Raw genomic sequence first — 18,067 nt, 5'->3', positions numbered from 1 at the left:
TCGCTGGGGTGGGCCGTCGTGCTCAGCGGGTCGTGCCGGCGATCTTCGGGAGTGCTCCGCCTGCGGCCGCATTGCGGTCCGGACGGAAGTTGCTGAGGTCCAGTCCGGGGATCGCGCCGACGATCGCGATCTCGTCCTCGATCTGCGCCGCCTCGGCATCCTCGGGGCCGACGAGCGGCAGGCGAACGCGTGGGCTTCCGATGCGGCCGAGGCCGTGCAGGATGTACTTCGCCGCGACCGTTCCGGGCACATGCGTCATGACGGCTCGCACGAGCGGCTCGAGCGCCTTGTGGGCGGCGGTCGCGGTGGCGAGGTCGCCGGCGTTCACGGCATCCACGATCACCCGGTAGGGGGCCGCGGCGATGTTCGCCGTCACGCCGATGAGACCGGACGCGCCGATCGAGAGGTGCGGCAACACGTTGGCGTCGTCGCCGGAGAAGTAGAGCAGGTCGGTCTGGTTGAGCACGCGGCTGACCTCGCTGAAGTCGCCCTTTGCATCCTTGATCGCGAGGATGTTCGGATGCTTCGCCGCGCGCAGGATCGTCTCGTACCTGATCGGGATGCCCGTGCGCCCGGGGATGTCGTAGAGGATCACGGGAAGGTCGGTCGCGTCGGCGATCATGCGGAAGTGGGTGAGCACCCCGGCCTGGGTGGGCTTGTTGTAGTACGGGGTGACGATCATGACGGCATCGGCGCCGGCCTTCTCGCTTGCCCTGTAGAGCTGCATCGCGTGGGCGGTCTCGTTGGATCCGCCGCCGGTGATGATCTTCGCGCGGCCCGCCGCGACGGACTTGCCGACCTCGACGAGGCGGATCTTCTCCGGGTCGGTGAGAGTGGAGGTCTCGCCGGTCGTGCCGGTCACGACGACTCCGTCGGCACCGGCGGTGATGACGTCGTCGATGTGCTTCTCGACGTCGGCCCAGTCGACTTCGCCGTCGGCGGTGAACGGTGTTACCAGCGCGACGAGGACTTGGCCAAAGGGATTAGGGGACGTAGACACCCCTACAGGTTATCGCGTGGCCGTTGCCGGCCACATCCGCCAGGTGTCGACCGGAGGTTGAGTGGCCCGGCGTCGCCGAAGTCGGACTCCTCCGCCGCGAGCCACTCGGGTGACGCCGGGAGACCCGGTCAACGCTGCACATGAGGGCGCCCGAACGACACAGCATCCGACCTTGGCGACACGCGTGCGAGGTGGTCGCCGCGAGCGATGACCGCCAGCACCGTCGCCTCCACAATCGCCCAGTCGTGGAGTACCTGGTGGTAGTCGAAACGGAGCGACAGGTAGTCCCGCCTCGTGAGTGCGGCGTCACGCGCAAGGTCCCGCCGACGATTGGCGCCGCCGTGATGCGCCTCGCTGTCGATCTCGATGGACAACCGGTCACCAATCACGAAGTCGACCCGGCCGACCCCCGCGATGCGCACCTGCGAGCGCATCGTCACCCCGACGCGCATCATCCGAAAACGGAACAGCGACTCTGTGCCGCTATCGGCGAGCACACCGGCCAATCGAACGACGTCGCGCTGCCGCGCCGTGACCTGGCCATCGAGCCAATCGAGTTCGCCGGGACTCAGGAGGCCCTGACGCAGCGCAGACTCGAGCATTGTGAATGCGATCTCCTCGGGCTGGCAGGCGAACACCTGACGAATGCACTCGATCAGCGGCAAGAGCCGGCGCCCGGCGGGTGAATTGTCGGCCCGGTCCCAGTGCAGCACCACCCCGTCGTGCGGCGAGAACCGACGGACTACTGCGGCTGTGTCCGGGTGCTTGATGTGACGCGCACCTCGTCCGACACTCACATGCAATGCAGCGCCCGGCGGAAGCCAGAGGCCGTACTCGGCGCATCCGGACACGCAGCCGAGCGCCCCGCCGACGCGCACGGCCCGAACCAGCTCGGCCGGCGCGCCCGCCGCGGCGTACCAGCCGCGGCGCACCCGAAAGATGACGCCCGACCGACTAGCTCGCTGCACCGCACGAGCCCCCACCCGATTGAGCTCGAACTCGTCCAGGGAGGCAATTCCACCGGCCATTTGGAGCACTTCTGCGACGCGCATCATCGGGCCACGATGACGGCCTCCCCCCAGCCCGAGGGGGCTTTGGCCGGAATGGTGGAGAGAGGCTGGTGGGATGACGTTCGGGAGGAGCGGTGGGCCGCGCTGGGGCGGCCCGGCGAGGTTGTCGTCAACGTCGGAAGTCGAACACGTTCACGGCCGGAGCGACACTCCGAGGCCCGGATTGGCTCTGCCCACAGTAGTGGGGCCGCAGGTCGACTCCGACTTTGGTGACACACAAGGTGCGACACACAATGTGTGGGTCAGGTCAGCGGCGTCGCGGGTCGCCGCGCGACCTACTCAACAAGCGATCGGGCGCCGAACGTCCTCGGCACACAGCGATCGGTCCTTCGCGTCCCCGCTGAGGTCACAGCTGTGTCGTCAAAGTCGGAGGGCACGCCATTTAACAGCCCCGGCAGGAACCAGAAACCGGGGACTCCGGTGCCCCCGACGTGGGCCGTCACGTCGACTCCGACTTTGGCGACACGAGAGGTCAGACCTGCGCGACCTGCAGTCAGACACGGTCGCCGCGCGACCTGCAGTCAGACACGGTCGCCGCGCGACCTGCTCAACCAGCAGTCAGGCACACCCGGTCGCTGCGCGAACCGGCAGGCGGGTCAGGCCCGGGCGGAGGGGCCGAGCAGCCCCGCACGGAGCAGGCCGAGGTAGATCTGGCAGCCGAGGCAGTAGGCGAAGACGGCATTGAGGAACGCAGCGATGAACGCCGCGCCGGCGGCGACGCCGATCGCGAGAGGCACCCCGAGCAGGTGAAGCACGAGCCCTGCGAGCGTAACGGCGAGTCCGACACCCTGGGCGAAGGTCGGCGGCGCCGCTCCCTCGCGCTCGGACGTCGGGGCGAGCTGCGGCCGGACGAACCGCGCGAAGAGGACGGCGTAGGGGTGGCGCCGGATGCCGGCGAAGGCGCCCCACGCGAACAGCGCGGCGATCGCGGCGAGAAGCAGCGCGGCGGAGGTCGTGTACCCCGACAGCTCAAGCCCTAGGACCCCCAGCAACAGGAGCGCGGTGATCCCGGCACCGAACCTGGGACCGCGCGGGTCAATCTGGTCGCGCCCCGACGGCTGCTGCCCAGTCGACGGCAGCCCGGTCATCGCGTGGCCGTTCCGGAGGCGTTGGCGACGGCCGCAGCATCCGTCCTCGCACCGAGGATCCCCGCGACCGCGGCGCGCACCTCGGCCGCTCTCGGGGCGCCGCCGATGCGGGCGCGGACGGCCCCGCGGGAATCGAGCACGAGCGTCGTCGGCGTCTGTAGCACCCGGAAGCGGGTGGCGAGCTCCGGCCGGTGGGTCAGGTCGATGTCGACGTGCTGCACGCCGTCGTTCTCGTCCGCGATCCTGCCGAGCAGCGCCCGGGTCGGCACGCAGGGGGCGCACACGTCGGTGGAGAACTGCAGGAGCGTGACGCGGGCATCCGGCAGCTCGGGCAGGGAGACGAGGGACTGGTCGCCCGCGCTGACGCGGCCGTTGGCGGCCCGCCAGATGAGGCCGAGCAGGGTCGCGAGCGCAACGAGACCGAACAGGATCGCGAGGGTGGCCGCCGGGTTCATGCAATCAGGCTACGTCGTGCTGCCTGAGAGCGGCGAGTGTGACAGATCATTACGCGGGGCCGCGCTATCGTGAGGCGCGTGCCCCACGACATCCAATTCCGCAGCGACGTCACAGTCGAACTCATCCGCGCGAACGCGAGCGACGCCGACGTGCTCTTCGCCGCCCGCGTCTCAACGCAGGGCGAGCAGACCCTCGACGCGGCCAAGGACGAGGAGCTCGACACGTCGCGCAGCAAGGGGCTCATCAACTACCTGATGCGCGACCGCCACGGATCGCCGTTCGAGCACAACTCGATGACCTTCTACGTGCAGGCCCCGATCTTCGTGTTTCGCGAGTTCATGCGGCACCGAATCGCCTCCTACAACGAGGAATCCGGCCGCTACCGCGAGCTCAACCCCGTCTTCTACGTACCCGGACCCGAGCGCAACCTCGTGCAGGTCGGCAAGCCCGGCGCCTACGACTTCCTCCCCGGAACGCCGGAGCAGACGGAGCTGGTGCAGTCGGAGGCCAAGCGCGTGTCGACCGCGGCGTTCGAGTCGTACCAGCGGATGCTGGACGCGGGCGTCGCTCGGGAGGTCGCGCGAATCGTGCTGCCGCTCAACATCTACTCGTCGATGTACGTGACGATGAACGCGCGCTCGCTGATGAACTTCCTGTCACTGCGCACCAAGCGTGAGGGCACGCACTTCCCGTCCTATCCGCAGCGCGAGATCGAGATGGCTGCGGAGCAGATGGAGCAGCACTTCGCCGCCTTGATGCCTCTGACGTTCGCCACGTTCAACGAGAACGGGCGAGTAGCCCCGTAGTCGCGCTCGCCCGTTGACTAGGTCGCAACACCTGCTCGCGCGCGGGTGCGTGGCCTAGGCTGAACCGCAAACGAAGGGGCTTCATCATGGCGGTAACCAGCGAATCAACCACCCTGTGGCACGGCGACCTGGCCTCGGGCAGCGGCCAGACAACACTCGACTCGTCCGGCGGCTTCGTCGACCTGCCGATGTCCTGGGCCGCACGCACCAACGGACTGGCCGGGAAGAGCAACCCCGAGGAACTTCTGGGAGCGGCACACTCGGCCTGCTTCTCGATGCAGTTCGCCCACCTCCTCGCGACCAACGGAACTCCCCCGGAGCACATTCAGGTGACCGCGGCCGTGACCTTCGAGCCCGGCCCGGGCATCACCGGCAGCCACCTGCTGGTCAGCGCCAAGGTGCCCGGAATCAGCGAGCAGGACTTCGAGCGCATTGCCGAGGAGGCGAAGGCGACCTGCCCGGTGTCCCTCGCGCTCAGCGGCACCTCGATCACCCTCGAAGCCAGCCTCGCGTAGTGGCGCAGGTCCGTCGCCCCGCGGCCTCCCGCGCGCGCAAGAAGGCCAATCTGACCGTGCTCGTGTCCGGGGCATCCGGCCTCGTCGGCACGGAACTGGTGCGCCAGCTGCGTGATGCCGGCCACGACGTGCAGAAGCTCGTCCGGCGACAGCCGAAGGGGCCCGACGAGCACAACTGGGCGCCGAGCGCCGGCATGATCGACGCGAACCTGATGGACTCGATGGATGCCGTGATCAACCTGTCCGGCGCATCGCTCGGACGCATCCCGTGGACTCCCGGCTACAAGAAGACGATTCTCGACTCACGCCTGGACACGACCAGAGCACTCGCCCAGGCGATGAGCCGGGCCTCGACGCCGCCGGCGGTGTTCCTGTCGGCGTCCGCCGTGGGAATCTACGGCGATCGCCCCGGCGAGCGTCTGGTCGACGGCTCCGACCGCGGAACCGGCTTCCTCGCCGACGTCGTCGAGGCGTGGGAGGAGGCCGCGCGCATCGGCCCGGAGAAGACGCGACTCGTCACCTTCCGCACCGGGCTCGTCATCGGCAACGGCGGCGGCATCAAGCCGCTGATGATCGCCACCAAGCTGGGTGCCGGCGCCCGGATGGGTACCGGCGGCCAGTACTGGCCGTGGATCAGCCTCTACGATGAGGCGGCCGCCATCCGGCACCTCCTCACCTCATCGCTCAGCGGTCCGGTGAACCTCGCCGGCCCCGTTCCTGCGACCTCCGACCGACTGACGAAGTACCTGGCCAGGAAGTTGCACCGGCCGTACCTGTTTGCGATCCCCGAGAGGGTCATCTCGCTCGGGATGGGCGAGGCCGGCCGCGAACTTCTGTTGAACAGCCAGAAGATGGTTCCATCGGCGCTGCTCGCCGACGGCTTCCGCTTCCGCCACGCGACCGTGGAGTCGGCGATCGACTCGCTCGTCGACGAGCGCTAATCGGGCTCAGGCGGTCGCGCGGCTGAGCGAGATCGCCCGACGGATGGACTGGCGGGCGCGGCGCCGATCGCCGCACGCGTCATAGGCGAGGCCGAGCCGGAACCAGGTCCTCCAGTTGCCCGGGTCATTCTCGACCTCGGCCTGATAGCGCGGGAAATCGACGTCGGCTGCGCTGCGATCGGGGCGACCGCTCGGCCGCAGCGGCAGCAATTCGGCCGGCAGCGGGCCCTCGCTCGCCACGATCGCGCCGAGACGCTGGCTCCTGACCCCGAAGAGCACCTCGGCGATGAGCGCCCAGAGTCCCAGCAGCGGAAGCACGAGAAGTGCGATGCCGATCCCGCGCGAGACGGGTTCGTCGACGACGATGAGCCGAACGGCAAGCTGCGTGACGACGACCAGATAGAGCAGCAGAAGGAGCGCCATGAGGGCGGCGCCGATGCGCGCGCTCAACGTGGAAGGCCCGAGGTGAGGTCGATGAGCTTGTCGAGGCCCACCGTGACCCCTCGGGCGGTGCGCGTCGCTCGCAGGGCGAGCAGGATGCCCGCCTCGTACGAACTCGGAGCGAGGGTCTCGTGGCTCAGCGTGAGCAGCTCGCCGTTTCCGCCGAAGTGCACGTCCTGACGGGCCACGACCCCCTGCATCCGCAGGCTGTGGATGGGGATGCTCGCGACCTGCTGCCCGCGGGCGCGCTGGTCGGTGTGCGGGGCAACGACGGGACCGTGCGTCACGCGCGCCGCCCCGATGAGCTCCGCGGTGCGCACCGCTGTGCCCGAGGGCGAGTCGACCTTCGAGGCGTGGTGGGTCTCGACGATCTCGATCGAATCGAAGAATCGCGCGGCCATCGCCGCGAACGTCGTCGCGAGCACCGAGCCGATGGAGAAGTTGGGGATGATGACGGCGCCGATGGCAGGGGTGTCGGCAATGCGGCTCTGCAGGGAGGTGATCCGCTCGCTCGACCAGCCGCTCGTGCCGACGAGCACGCTGATCCCGTTCGTGACGGCGAAGTCGACGACCTTCTGGCTGACGCCGGGCACGGTGACGTCCACGGCGATGTCGGCAGCCAGCATGTCGCTGAGCGGGGCGCGTGAATCGAGTTCCGCGACGAGTTCGAAGTCGTCGGATTCCCGCACGATGCGCGAGACGAGCTGGCCCAGCCTGCCGGTTGCGCCGACCACGGCGACCTTGGTTGTCATGGCCCCAATCTACCAACTCGCCCGCGAGCACCAGACGGCGCGTCCCGGGGCGACGCTTCGCCCTAGGCTGATCGACATGGTCAGCTATCGCGAGGCGTCTGTGGACGATGACGCCGCCCGCGCGCTCCTCGCCGAGTACTTCTCGAGCCGCGCGGAGTCATTCCCCGCCACGATGGGCCAGTACCGCGCGACCTTCCCTGCGGCCGGCGACTTCGGGCCTCCCCGAGGAGTGTTCCTGATCGTCGAGGGCGAGGACCTGGCCGGCGAACCTGCGGATGTCGGCTGCGGCGGCACCCGTCTGCTCGACCACTCCGCGGGGGTGACCCGGTTCGAGGTCAAGCACCTGTGGCTGCAACCCCACGTGCGCGGCCGCGGCCTCGGCCGCCAGCTGCTCGAGGAGCTCGAGGTCAGGGCGCGGGCGTTCGGCGCGAGCGAGGTTGTCCTCGACACGAACGAGGCCCAGCAGGCCGCCTCCGGCCTCTACCGCAGCAGCGGCTACGTCGAGATCCCGCCCTACAACGGCAACGCGAACGCGACGCACTGGTTCGCGAAGAATCTCACGACCGAGCTCGAGTGATGCCCGCCGGCTAGAGCGGCTGCGGCACCGGCAGGCCGGTCCGCAGCTCGACCGGCAGGTGCGCGAGATCGTTGTGCGTGATGAGTTCGGGCGACTTGACCGAGCGGACCCGGATGATCGTGAGCCCGCCGTTGGCCTGGTTGGTGCCCAGCCAGCGCCAGGCGGGGGCAGCGAACACCTCGCGCACGAACCACGCGATCACGAAGTTGTGGGTGATCAGGAGGTCGTGGCGGTCGTCGCGGCTCGGCGTGAGCCACTCCGCCGCCGCATCCGTCATCTGCGCCTGCCCGGCCTCGATCTGCGCATCGCTGACCGAGCCGAAGAACGGCTTGAACCCCTGAGGCATGTCGGGCGTCGGGCCGGAGGGGATGCAGTCGAACAGCAACGCGGACGGCTGCGGGTCGAGGCTCGGCATGCTCTGCGTCATGATGCGTGCGGTCTCCGACGGCCCCTCGAGGGGGGAGTGCCAGGCGCCCGTGAACGGCACCCCGCTCAGCCGGTCGGCGATCGCCCTTGCCTGACGCTCTCCCCTCGCCGAGAGGGGCCCGTCGGGAAGGCCGTGCTGCGCATCGCGCTGCTCGCCGTGGCGTACGAGGTAGAGGAAGTGCGACATCGGTGATTCCTAGTTGAGGGTGGAGAAGCCGGCGAGGATCGACTCGTCGATGGTTCCGACGGCGGCAATCGAGAGTGGGTGCGCGGCCAGGTCGGCGGCGAGTTCGCGCACGTCGTCGACCGTGACGAGCGCGAGTCTGCGTAGGGACTCGTCGAGGTCGGCGAACTCGCCGAGGGTGATCTCCGAACGGCCCAGCCTCGACATGCGTGTGTCGGAGTCCTCGAGGGCGAGGGCGGACGCGCCGCTCAACTGGCCGACGGCGCGCGCCAGCTCATCCTCGGTAATGCCATCCTTCGCAAGGAGCGCGAACTCCGACAACATGATGTCGCAGACCTGCTCGAGCTTGGCCGGCGAGCATCCCGCGTAGATGCCGAACAGGCCGGCGTCCGAGTAGCTCGGAGAGAAGGAGTAGACCGAGTAGGCCAGGCCGCGCTTCTCCCGCACCTCTTGGAACAGGCGGGAGGACATGCCCCCGCCGAAGGCCGAGTTGAGCACAGCCATGGTGGAGCGGCGTGGGTCGGCAGAGGGCATGCCGCCGACTCCCAGCAGCACGTTCGCCTGCTCGATCGGCCGCTGGACGACGACAAGGGGCGCTCCGCGCTCGATGGGCGTGCCGGTCGCGGCGCGCCGCTCGACCGGATCGCCTTCGATCGACAGGTCCCACTTCGCGGCGACGAGGGCGCGCTCGACGCCGGCGACGAGCTCGTCGTGGTCGACCGCTCCGGCCACCGTGACGACGAGGTCCTGGGCGCGGTAGTTCGCGCGGTAGTGGTTCCACACGGCGTCACGTGTCGCGGCACCGATCGTCTCCGCGCTCCCGCCGATCGGCCGCCCGAGTGGATGCGCACCGAAGACGGCCTCGAAGAGGCGCTCACTCGCAACGTCGGACGGGTCGTCGTCGGCCATGGCGAGCTCTTCGAGGATCACCTCGCGCTCTGTCTCGAACTCCTCGCCGTCGAGGAGAGAGGAGGTGAGCATGTCGGCGATGACCTCGACGGCCATTGGGAGGTCGCGGTCCTGCACCCGCGCGTAGTAGCAGGTGTACTCTTTCGCGGTCATCGCGTTGTGCTCCCCGCCGACGGCATCGAAGCTCACCGCGATGTCGAGGGCACTCCTCGTCGGGGTGCCCTTGAACAGGAGGTGTTCGAGAAAGTGGGTCGATCCGAAGGTGCCGGGCGCTTCGTCGCGGGAACCGACGGCGACCCAGTAGCCGACAGTGGCGCTCCGCGCGCCGGGAACCCGTTCGCTGAGAATACGCACGCCGCTCGGGAGTACCGTGCGCCGAACAAGCGCGTCACCGGATGCCGTAACGGACAAGTCGGCCAGGTCGAGGGGTAACTGCACGGCGCCATTCATCAATCTCGAGCCTACGTGAGGTTCGGCGCAGCCCTCACTGCGCCGTGCCCCTCGAACTGGGGACAGGATTCCGCAACTTTTAGAGGACAAACAGACTTGTCTGTCCTTGTGTTCTGATACTGTTTCAGATGTGCCACCGACCCGACGGTGGGGCGAACGCACCAAGCTGAGAAACCTGAATTCTCAGCGCACCACAGCCGGATCCCCCCGTCCGGTACGCTGCCTCAAGGACTTGAGGACATCTAGCCCGAGGGAGCCACGCTGTGCCGGTCGTAGATTCTTATCCGACCGCACAGCGTGCCCCGGAGTTCCACGCTCCCGGCGCCAAACAGCGCATTCTGGAGACCGCCAATCGGCTCTTCTACGCAGAGGGAATCAATTCGGTCGGCGTCGACAAGCTCATCAGCTTCTCGTCCGTCACGAAGGCGACCTTCTATAAGCACTACGGCGCGAAGGACCGGCTCATCCTCGAGTACCTCCGCGGCCAGCACCGCCTCGCCGAGGAGCGACTCGACGCGATCGTGACGACCGCGCGACGCCCCGAGGACGCCGTCCTCGGATTGATCGACGCGATCGTGGCGGAGATCCACGCGCCGGGCTTCCGCGGATGCGCGTTCATCAACGCCGCAGCGGAATTCGCCGACCCGCGCCACCCAGTGCGGGACATCGTGTCCTCCCATCGCGACTGGTACACCGGCCGGCTCACCGAGCTTCTGCGCGACGCGAAGCATCCGATGCCTGGCGACGCCGCCGACGAGCTCATGCTCGCCCGCGACGGCGCCATGAGTGGAGCGTACGCGGGCGATCCCGTCTCGGCTACGGCCGCACTGCAGAGGGTGTCCGCACGCATTGTGACCGAGGCCGGGCCATAGCCGGCCTTCCGCCCTGCCAACCAGCCCTGCCAACCCGCGGCACCTATTCCGACGCGCGGTCGAGCGCGGCAACCTGATGCCGCGTGAGCTGCACGGTCGTCGACGCAACGAGATCGAGCACCTGCTCCACGGTGGAGACCGCCGCGATGGGCGCGCAGACACCGGGCCTGGACAGAAGCCAGGCGAACGCGATCGTGGCGGGGGACACGTGGTGTTCGCTGGCAATTCGGTCGAGCGCCGCGAGAGTCCTCCGGCGGCGGCGCGCCGACGTCGGCACGGAGAACGGCACCCGTGGCAGCACCCCGAGCCCCTGGTCGGCGATCACGCTCGCAACCGAACCCTCGAACCCGTGCCGGTTCGCGAGACCGTAGTCGCACTGGGCGGCCACGAGCGGGGCGACCCCGAGCATCGCCGCGATCACCCGAGCCTCGACGAGCCGGTTGGCGTCGTGCGCGACCGCGCCCGCGTAGCGCACCTTGCCGGCGCGAACGAGGCCATCGACCGCGAGGAGCGTCTCCTCGAACGGCACCGCGGCGTCGTGCGGGCCGAGCAGGAGGAGATCGAGGTAGTCGGTCTGCAGACGCCCGAGCGAGAGGTCGACCGCCCTCGCTATCGCCGCATGCCCCAGGCCGGGGCTGTCGACTCCCGACGCCGCCGTCGCGGCGAGGATAACGCTCGATCGCGCCCCCCTCGAGCGCAACCAACGCCCGACGACGGCCTCGCTCCGGCCCTCCTTCGAGGCGTCGGTGCCGATGAAGTTGCCGCCGAGCGCGCGGTAGGTGTCAAGGATGTCGAATGCGACGTCGGTGTCGACGGTGGATTCGAACCCGAATCCGTTGAGGCCGACGGGGAATACTCGCAACTCGGATCCGCCGACCCTCCGACGGCGAAGCGGAATCGGCCCGGTCGCCGGACTCTGCTCCACCGCCACCAACCGGCTGCCACCGGTCGGCCGCTCCGCGCTCACGCTGAGACCCTGTTGAGCGTCGACAGCTGGTGTCGAGTGAGCCTCACCCGCAGTGCCGCGAGTTGGCCGTCGAGCTGGTCGATGTCACTCGCTCGCACCATCACGGCGGAGACCTCGCTCTGGCACATCACCCACGCGAGGGCGACGCAGCGCAGCGGCACGTCGTGTTCCTCCGCAACCCGGCGCACCGCTTCGCGCACCCGCGCGCTGTGCCGCCCGACGTGATCGATCGCGCCCTCGGTCGCACGGCCCTCGGTATGGATCAGGCGTCCGCGCTCCTCGCTCGCGAGCAGACCGTGCGCGAGCGGAAACCTGGCGATCCCGCCGATTCCGAGCCTGAGCAACGTGGGCGCAAGGTCCCGCTCGAACGGATTCCGCTTCAGCAGGTTGTACTCGGCGATGGCAGTCCGGAACACGGGGTAGGCGGCGGAGGCCGCGAACCCCTGCACCTGCGCGATGCGACGTCCGGTGTATCCGGATGCCGAGAGGTGGCGCACCTTGCCCGCACGCCGCAGCATGTCGACAGCCTCGAGACTCTCGTCGATGGGCATCTCCGGATGCTCACCGTCGAACGACAGGATGTCGATGTAGTCGGTCGCGAGGCGGTAGAGCGACGCCTCCGTCGCCCGCACGATCGCGCGAGCACTGAGTCCGGGCGAGTCGGGATGCCGGCCGACCTTGGTTGCGACGATCACGCTCGACCGATCCCGCAGGGTGCCGAGCCAGCGCCCGATCATCACCTCGCTGCGTCCTCCGGCGTAGTGGTCAGCGGTGCAGACGAGTCGGCCCCCGGCATCCGCGAACCGGGCGAGAACCCCGGCTGCCTCATCGGCACCCGCCGTCCAGCCGAAAGCGCTTCCATCGATCGCCATCGGGAACGATCCCGTCACATCGGCAGCCGCGACGGCGGTGGCCTCTCGGGTGGCCTCGTGCTTCGAGGCGGGGGGAATCCTCATGCTGCGCTCCTCGGTTGACCACATGGTAGGCAGCGCCGCCCGACCGGCCCAACGCCTTGACACCGTCGCCGTGCGGCACCGCCAGCGCACGCCGAGGGCGCGTGGTAGACAGGAACACCCGCTACTGAAAGGCGAACGCCGATGAACGATCCCAACTGGAATCTGCCCCAGATCCCGAGCTTCACCTTGGAGAGCCCGGACGTCGATGCGGGTGGCGTGCTGCCGGACTGGGCGCGCTCGGGCATCGCGGGCGCGGGCGGGCAGGACCGCTCACCGGCCCTGCGCTGGAGCGGGGCGCCGGAGGGCACGGGGAGTTTCGCGCTGACCGTCTACGACCCCGACGCGCCGACCGGCAGCGGCTTCTGGCACTGGGCCGTGTACAACCTCCCGGCGACCCTCACCGAGCTGCCGACCGACGCCGGAAACCCCGATGCCGACCTGCTTCCCGAGAGCGCGCACACCCTCCCCAACGAGCTGGGCCTGGCGCGATTCCTCGGTGCCGCTCCCCCGGCCGGCCACGGTCCGCACCGGTACTTCTTCACTCTGACGGCGCTCGATGTGGACCACCTCGATCTGCAGGACACGAGCACGCCCGCGGTGCTCGGCTTCAACTTCCTCGGGCACGCCCTCGCCCGGGCGCAGTTCTTCGCAACCTCGGAGACATCGGCGTAGCGCTGCCGACGCACCAAGCCGCCTTAAACGAAATCGCCGCCCCTCGATAAGGGGCGGCGATTTCCTGCGTTGGGGGAAGATCAGGTGCGGGCGTTTGCCACCGGATCGCTTCCCACCATTGCCATGACGAGCATGGCGGCTGCGACGGCAACGATCACGGAATGCAATCCGTGCTCGGCGACACGCTGTGCCCGTCCCGGAGCGCGATGTCGCGCCCTCGAAAAGGTGAGCCCCCTGTTGAACCGATGTCGCGCCATCCCCGACCCCTCCTCTGCACCCTCTGTGTGCACGATTCCGAGTCTTACCGTCAACCGAAGCTTGAATGTCGCGACACGCCGGTGGATTGCAGAGTTCGCCGTGAATTCGGCAAGCCAGGGGAACTCCGCCGTGCGCCCGTGACCACGCCGGTCACCTCGCGGGATCGCCAGCGCGTCGGACGACCTCGGCGGCCTGGGCGAGCACCGGCCCGTCGATCATCCGGCCGCGGAACCGGAACACGCCGCCATCGGCCGCGGCGATCATCTCTCGCGCGGCGGCGACCTCGTGCTCGCTCGGGCGGAACGCGGCCCGGATCGTGGACACCTGTCCGGGATGGATGCACGCGACGGCCGCGAAGCCGCTCGCGGCGGCATCCTCCGCCTCGGCCCCGAGTCCGTCGACGTCGGCAATATCGAGGTGTACGGCGTCGATCGCGGCCCGGCCAGCGGCGCCCGCGGCGAGCAGGACCGCCGAGCGGGCATGGCGGGCGACCTGCCGGTAGCGGCCGTCGGCGAACCTGCTCGAGGTGCCCCCGAGGGAGGCGACGAGGTCTTCCGCTCCCCACATCAGCGCGACGACATTCGGGTGCCCGGCTATCCGGTTCGCGGCGACGATTCCGGAGGCGGTCTCGCACAGCGCGATGATCTCGAGCGATCCGAAACCGGCGAGGTCCCGCACGCCGGCGACCTTGGGCAGCATCACGGTGCGGTATCCGCTGCGCCGGACCGCGGCGAGATCGGCGCGGAAGTCGGTCGACTGCGCGGCGTTGATCCGAACGACCGTGCGCGCGGGATCGAGCGGATGCGCCAACAGCGCCTCACGCGCGGCGGCGCGGCGCTCGGGGGCGACGGAGTCCTCGAGGTCGAGGATCACGGCATCCGCGCGATCCGCCGCCTTGGCGTACCGGTCGGGCCGGTCTGCCGGGCAGAACAGCAGCGCGGGCCCGAGCACAAAGGTCATGGCCGCGCACCCTCGCACCAGACGAGCGTGGACCGCACGGCCGTCGCGACGACCACGCCGGACTGGTTGCGTCCGGTGTGCTCGAGCCTGACGATGCCCTGCCCCGGCCTCGACCCGGAGAGCCGTTTGGCCGTGACGATGGTCTCGGAGTAGAGCGTGTCGCCGTGGAACAGCGGATGCGGGAATTCCACCTTCTCGAAGCCGAGGTTCGCCACGATGGTGCCCTGAGTGAGCTGGGCCACCGAGCTGCCGACAATCGTCGCGAGCGTGAACATCGAGTTCACGAGTCGCTGGCCGAACGGCTGCTCAGCCGCGAACGCCGCATCCAGATGCAATGCCTGCTGGTTCATCGTCATGGTCGAGAACAACACGTTGTCGGCCTCGGTGACGGTGCGCCCGGGGCGGTGCAGGTAGATCGCCCCGAGGTCGAACTCCTCGAAGAAGAGGCCCCGCTGCTCAATTCGCTCGCGTTCCGGCATCCGCTGCTCCCTCGCTCGTCTGGACTCTAGCCCGGGAACCCGATGGCGCGGGAGATGACCATGAGCTGCACCTCTGTCGTGCCCTCCCCGAGCTCGAGCACCTTGGAATCCCGGTAGTGGCGCGCGACGGGGTTCTCGTTCATGAACCCGTAGCCGCCGAAGATCTGGGTCGCGTCTCTCGCGTTGTCCATCGCGGCCTCGCTGCCGACCATCTTGGCGATCGAGGCCTGCATCTTGAACGGCTCGCCGCGCATCATCCGGGCTACGGCGTCGTAGTAGGCGAGCCGCGCGGTGTACACCCGCGCCTGCATGCGGGCGAGCTTGAACGCGATGTGCTGGTTCGAGCCGATCGGCCGGCCGAAGACGTTGCGGCTGCCGGCGTAGCTCAGCGACTCCTCGAGGCAGCCCTGGGCGGCGCCCGTGCACAGCGCGGCAAAGGCGATGCGGCCCTCGTCGAGGGTCTCGACGAAGTTGGCGAAGCCGCGGCCCCGTTCGCCGAGCAGGTTCGCCTCCGGCACGCGCACGTTCCTGAGCGTCAGCGGATGCGTGTCGGAGGTGTGCCAGCCGACCTTGTCGTAGGCGGGCTCGACGGTGAGCCCCTCGATCGGCGTCGGCACGAGGATCGCCGAGAGCTCCTTCTTGATGGAGCCGTCGGCGCGCTCCGACTCCCCCGTCACCGCCGTGATCGTCACGAGCCGCGTGATCCTCGTGCCCGAGTTGGTGATGAACTGCTTGCTTCCGTTGATGACCCACTCGCCGTTCTCGAGCACCGCGGTCGTCTTCGTGCCCGCGGCATCCGACCCCGCGTCGGCCTCGGTCAGCCCGAAGGCGGCGAGCGCCTCGCCGCTGGCCAGCCGGGGCAGCCACTCTGCCTTCTGCGCGTCGGTGCCGCTGCGGAACAGCGGCATGACGCCGAGGCCGACGCCCGCCTCGAGGGTGACCGCGATGCTCTGGTCGGCGCGCGCGAGCTCCTCGACGGCGAGGCACAGCGAAAGGTAGTCCTTGCCCTGCCCACCGTATTCCACGGGCAGCGGAAGCCCGAAAAGTCCCATCTCGCCCATCTGAGCGATGATCTCGTACGGCAGCTCGCGTTTCGTGTCGTACTTGTATGCGGCCGGCGCGACGACGGTGTCGGCGAAGTCGCGCACCGAGGCCTGAAGTGCCGTGTGCTCGGCGGTGAGTTCGTAGCTCATGCTGTCTCCTTGCTGTGCATGGCCGCGGGGTCTTGTGGACCGGCCGCGGGTTCGGTGGTGGATGCGGGAATCTCGGGGGGCGCGACGGTTGCGACGACCGCGTCGAGTCGCACGAGGTCGCCCTCGGCCACGGCGATCGTGACCGAGCCGTCGATGGGGGCGAGAAGGGTGTGCTCCATCTTCATCGCCTCCACGGTGACGAGCCTCTGCCCGGCCGTGACGTTTTGACCGGTCGCGGCATGCACCGCGACCACGGTGCCGGGCATGGGCGAGCGCACTTCGGGGCTGACCGGGCCGACGCTGCGGTCGCGGTCGGCGAGCGCCGCGGCGAGCTCGTCGCGGCGGTCGAGGGCTCCCCAGCGCCAGCACGTGCCGTCCCGGGCGATCCAGAGCTCCTGGCCGTCGCGCGCCATGGCCACGCGGCTCGCGGTGCCGTCGACGGTGACGAGGAACGAGTTCGCGGCGGTCTCGACCAGGCTCGCGGCGAGTGGGCCTCCGGCCACGACCACGACCGCGGCATCCGTCGTCCCCGTCACGAGCACGTCGACGTCGCCGGACCCGGGAACGCGGAACAGGTAGCGGGTGGGCTTCGCGGCGCCGAGCCGCCAGCCGCTCGGCGCCGACCATACCGTGTCGGCACTCCGCTCACGTTCGGCATGCAGGAGCAGGGCGGCGGCGGCGAGCGCGGCGGCATCCGGCTTCTCGAAGGCGAGAAAGGGAAGCACCCGCTCGATGAGCGACGTGTCGAGGTCGCCCGCGAGCACGGCCGGGTCGGCCAGCAGCAGCCGCAGGTATTCGATGTTGCTCTGCACACCGAGCAGCGTGGTGTGGCGCAGCGCCGTGTCGAGACGGGCGATCGCCTCGCCGCGGTCGTGTCCCCAGGCGATGACCTTGGCGAGCATGGGGTCGTAGTCGGCTGTGATCGCGCCGCCGACGCGCAGCGAGCTGTCGATCCGGATGCCGGGAAGCGCAGGTTCGGTGAGGGCGAGAACGCGTCCGGTGCCGGGAAGGAAGCCGTGCTCGGGGTCCTCGGCGTAGACCCGCGCCTCGATCGCATGCCCGCGGAGCGCGATCGCATCCTGGCGGAGTGTGAGCGGCTCGCCCGCGGCGATGCGCACCTGCCACTCGACGAGGTCGATCCCGGTGACCATCTCGGTGACGGGATGCTCGACCTGCAGCCGGGCGTTCATCTCCATGAAGAAGAACTCGTCCGGTCGCTGCGCCGACACGAGGAACTCGACCGTGCCGGCACCGACGTACCCCACGCTGCGCGCCACCTCGCAGGCCGCCTCGCCGATCCGCGCGCGCGTGAGGTCGTCGAGCAGGGGCGATGGAGCCTCCTCGATGACCTTTTGGTGCCGTCGCTGCAGCGAGCACTCCCGCTCGGCGAGGTGCACGACGGTGCCGTGGCGGTCGGCGAGCACCTGCACCTCGATGTGCCGCGGCCGGTCGATGAGACGTTCGAGCAGCAGCGTGTCGTCGCCGAACGCCGCGCGGGCGATGCGTCGGGCAGCGGCGAGGCCGGCGGGCAGCTCGGCGGGAGTGCGGACGACCTGCATCCCCTTCCCTCCTCCCCCCGCGCTGGGCTTGATCAGCAGCGGGTACCCGGTGCGCTCGGCCGCGGCGGCGAGGGCATCGTCGTCCATCGCCGGCTCGTCGGTGCCGGGGATCACGGGCACGCCGCGCCCGGACACGTGGAGCTTCGACCGGATCTTGTCGCCCATGATGTCGAGCGCACGCGCGCCCGGCCCGATGAAGACCATGCCCGCCTCCGCGCAGGCGGTGGCGAGTGCGGCATTCTCGGAGAGGAACCCGTAGCCGGGGTGGATCGCCTGGGCGCCGGCGCGGGTCGCCGCGTCAACGATCGCGGCGACGCTCAGGTAGCTGTCGGCGGCAGCCGCCGGACCGATCCGCACGGCGAGATCGGCCTCGAGCACGTGCCGGGCGCCGCGGTCCGCATCGCTGTAGACCGCGACGGAGCGGATGCCGAGGCTCCGCAGCGTGCGGATGATCCGGCAGGCGATCTCGCCGCGGTTGGCGACGAGCACGCTGTGGAAGGGCGCAGAGGTCGGGGTCGTCATGTCCTTCATGTCCG

At 69.4% G+C, this 18,067-nt stretch carries 20 protein-coding genes; 6 read left to right on the top strand and 14 right to left on the bottom strand.

Annotated elements, in window-relative coordinates:
• Positions 1 to 22: 22 nt before the first annotated feature.
• From dapA to ABIB15_RS05430, 4 genes are all read right to left on the bottom strand, one after another.
• Positions 23 to 1,000 carry a 4-hydroxy-tetrahydrodipicolinate synthase gene (dapA, locus tag ABIB15_RS05445; RefSeq protein ID WP_354475910.1) on the bottom strand — a complete coding sequence of 326 codons (978 nt, stop codon included), beginning with the start codon at positions 998 to 1,000 and terminating at the stop codon, positions 23 to 25.
• A gap of 128 nt (positions 1,001 to 1,128) precedes the next feature.
• Complete coding sequence (locus tag ABIB15_RS05440) at positions 1,129 to 2,055, bottom strand: DUF559 domain-containing protein (protein ID WP_354475908.1); 927 nt, start codon at positions 2,053 to 2,055, stop codon at positions 1,129 to 1,131.
• A gap of 611 nt (positions 2,056 to 2,666) precedes the next feature.
• Entirely contained in the window at positions 2,667 to 3,158 is a 492-nt protein-coding gene (locus ABIB15_RS05435; protein WP_354475906.1) for a DUF4395 domain-containing protein, read from the bottom strand.
• Positions 3,155 to 3,613: a TlpA family protein disulfide reductase gene (locus ABIB15_RS05430; protein ID WP_354475904.1), complete on the bottom strand. Its 459-nt coding sequence runs from the start codon at positions 3,611 to 3,613 to the stop codon at positions 3,155 to 3,157. The genes ABIB15_RS05435 and ABIB15_RS05430 overlap by 4 nt, the downstream gene beginning before the upstream one ends.
• Positions 3,614 to 3,682: 69 nt before the next feature.
• On the opposite strand from ABIB15_RS05430, the gene thyX reads away from it, so the two are divergent.
• The 3 genes from thyX (at position 3,683) to ABIB15_RS05415 (ending at position 5,876) form a co-directional block, all read left to right on the top strand.
• The gene (gene thyX / locus ABIB15_RS05425) at positions 3,683 to 4,420 is read left to right on the top strand and encodes an FAD-dependent thymidylate synthase (RefSeq protein ID WP_354475902.1); all 738 of its coding nucleotides are present in this window, start codon (positions 3,683 to 3,685) and stop codon (positions 4,418 to 4,420) included.
• A gap of 86 nt (positions 4,421 to 4,506) precedes the next feature.
• Positions 4,507 to 4,935, top strand: coding sequence for an OsmC family peroxiredoxin (locus ABIB15_RS05420; protein ID WP_354475901.1), 429 nt, complete (start codon positions 4,507 to 4,509; stop codon positions 4,933 to 4,935).
• Positions 4,935 to 5,876 carry a TIGR01777 family oxidoreductase gene (locus ABIB15_RS05415; RefSeq protein WP_354475900.1) on the top strand — a complete coding sequence of 314 codons (942 nt, stop codon included), beginning with the start codon at positions 4,935 to 4,937 and terminating at the stop codon, positions 5,874 to 5,876. The genes ABIB15_RS05420 and ABIB15_RS05415 overlap by 1 nt, the downstream gene beginning before the upstream one ends.
• Before the next feature lie 6 nt (positions 5,877 to 5,882).
• Here ABIB15_RS05415 and ABIB15_RS05410 read toward each other — a convergent pair whose 3' ends face one another.
• Both ABIB15_RS05410 and dapB read right to left on the bottom strand, forming a co-directional pair.
• Positions 5,883 to 6,326, bottom strand: coding sequence for a hypothetical protein (locus tag ABIB15_RS05410; RefSeq protein ID WP_354475898.1), 444 nt, complete (start codon positions 6,324 to 6,326; stop codon positions 5,883 to 5,885).
• Positions 6,323 to 7,069, bottom strand: a complete 747-nt coding sequence (gene dapB, locus ABIB15_RS05405; protein WP_354475896.1) for a 4-hydroxy-tetrahydrodipicolinate reductase — start codon at positions 7,067 to 7,069, stop codon at positions 6,323 to 6,325. The genes ABIB15_RS05410 and dapB overlap by 4 nt, the downstream gene beginning before the upstream one ends.
• On the opposite strand from dapB, the gene ABIB15_RS05400 reads away from it, so the two are divergent.
• Entirely contained in the window at positions 7,068 to 7,646 is a 579-nt protein-coding gene (locus ABIB15_RS05400) for a GNAT family N-acetyltransferase (RefSeq protein ID WP_354475894.1), read from the top strand. The two genes, dapB and ABIB15_RS05400, sit on opposite strands and share 2 nt — an antisense overlap.
• Before the next feature lie 10 nt (positions 7,647 to 7,656).
• On the opposite strand, the gene ABIB15_RS05395 is transcribed toward ABIB15_RS05400, so the two are convergent.
• Positions 7,657 to 8,259 carry a histidine phosphatase family protein gene (locus ABIB15_RS05395; protein ID WP_354475892.1) on the bottom strand — a complete coding sequence of 201 codons (603 nt, stop codon included), beginning with the start codon at positions 8,257 to 8,259 and terminating at the stop codon, positions 7,657 to 7,659.
• 9 nt (positions 8,260 to 8,268) lie between these two features.
• The gene (locus ABIB15_RS05390) at positions 8,269 to 9,615 is read right to left on the bottom strand and encodes a M16 family metallopeptidase (RefSeq protein ID WP_354475890.1); all 1,347 of its coding nucleotides are present in this window, start codon (positions 9,613 to 9,615) and stop codon (positions 8,269 to 8,271) included.
• A 263-nt stretch (positions 9,616 to 9,878) separates the two neighbouring features.
• On the opposite strand from ABIB15_RS05390, the gene ABIB15_RS05385 reads away from it, so the two are divergent.
• The gene (locus ABIB15_RS05385) at positions 9,879 to 10,487 is read left to right on the top strand and encodes a TetR/AcrR family transcriptional regulator (RefSeq protein WP_354475888.1); all 609 of its coding nucleotides are present in this window, start codon (positions 9,879 to 9,881) and stop codon (positions 10,485 to 10,487) included.
• Positions 10,488 to 10,530: 43 nt separating this feature from the next.
• On the opposite strand, the gene ABIB15_RS05380 is transcribed toward ABIB15_RS05385, so the two are convergent.
• Positions 10,531 to 11,454, bottom strand: coding sequence for an aldo/keto reductase (locus ABIB15_RS05380; RefSeq protein ID WP_354475886.1), 924 nt, complete (start codon positions 11,452 to 11,454; stop codon positions 10,531 to 10,533).
• Positions 11,451 to 12,410 carry an aldo/keto reductase gene (locus tag ABIB15_RS05375; RefSeq protein WP_354475884.1) on the bottom strand — a complete coding sequence of 320 codons (960 nt, stop codon included), beginning with the start codon at positions 12,408 to 12,410 and terminating at the stop codon, positions 11,451 to 11,453. The genes ABIB15_RS05380 and ABIB15_RS05375 overlap by 4 nt, the downstream gene beginning before the upstream one ends.
• 141 nt (positions 12,411 to 12,551) lie before the next feature.
• Here ABIB15_RS05375 and ABIB15_RS05370 point away from each other — a divergent pair, with 141 nt between their 5' ends.
• Positions 12,552 to 13,082: a YbhB/YbcL family Raf kinase inhibitor-like protein gene (locus ABIB15_RS05370; RefSeq protein WP_354475882.1), complete on the top strand. Its 531-nt coding sequence runs from the start codon at positions 12,552 to 12,554 to the stop codon at positions 13,080 to 13,082.
• Between the two features lie 408 nt (positions 13,083 to 13,490).
• Here the strand turns inward: ABIB15_RS05370 and ABIB15_RS05365 are convergent, their stop codons facing one another.
• The 4 genes from ABIB15_RS05365 to ABIB15_RS05350 are packed head-to-tail and all read right to left on the bottom strand — an operon-like array spanning position 13,491 to position 18,062.
• On the bottom strand, positions 13,491 to 14,300 hold the full coding sequence (locus ABIB15_RS05365) for an HpcH/HpaI aldolase/citrate lyase family protein (protein ID WP_354475880.1): 810 nt from the start codon (positions 14,298 to 14,300) through the stop codon (positions 13,491 to 13,493).
• Positions 14,297 to 14,779, bottom strand: coding sequence for a MaoC family dehydratase (locus ABIB15_RS05360; RefSeq protein ID WP_354475878.1), 483 nt, complete (start codon positions 14,777 to 14,779; stop codon positions 14,297 to 14,299). Before ABIB15_RS05360 ends, ABIB15_RS05365 begins: the two co-directional genes overlap by 4 nt.
• 26 nt (positions 14,780 to 14,805) lie before the next feature.
• Positions 14,806 to 15,972, bottom strand: coding sequence for an acyl-CoA dehydrogenase family protein (locus ABIB15_RS05355; RefSeq protein WP_354475876.1), 1,167 nt, complete (start codon positions 15,970 to 15,972; stop codon positions 14,806 to 14,808).
• A complete protein-coding gene (locus ABIB15_RS05350; protein WP_354475874.1) occupies positions 15,969 to 18,062 on the bottom strand; it encodes an ATP-binding protein in 2,094 nt (697 codons plus the stop codon). The genes ABIB15_RS05355 and ABIB15_RS05350 overlap by 4 nt, the downstream gene beginning before the upstream one ends.
• Positions 18,063 to 18,067 lie beyond the last annotated feature (5 nt).

Origin of the sequence: Marisediminicola sp. UYEF4 (assembly GCF_040546025.1) — a bacterium.
In the GTDB taxonomy this organism is placed as follows: domain Bacteria; phylum Actinomycetota; class Actinomycetes; order Actinomycetales; family Microbacteriaceae; genus Marisediminicola.
Note: the sequence above shows the minus strand (reverse complement) of the source record. Positions and strands in the feature narration are given on the sequence as shown.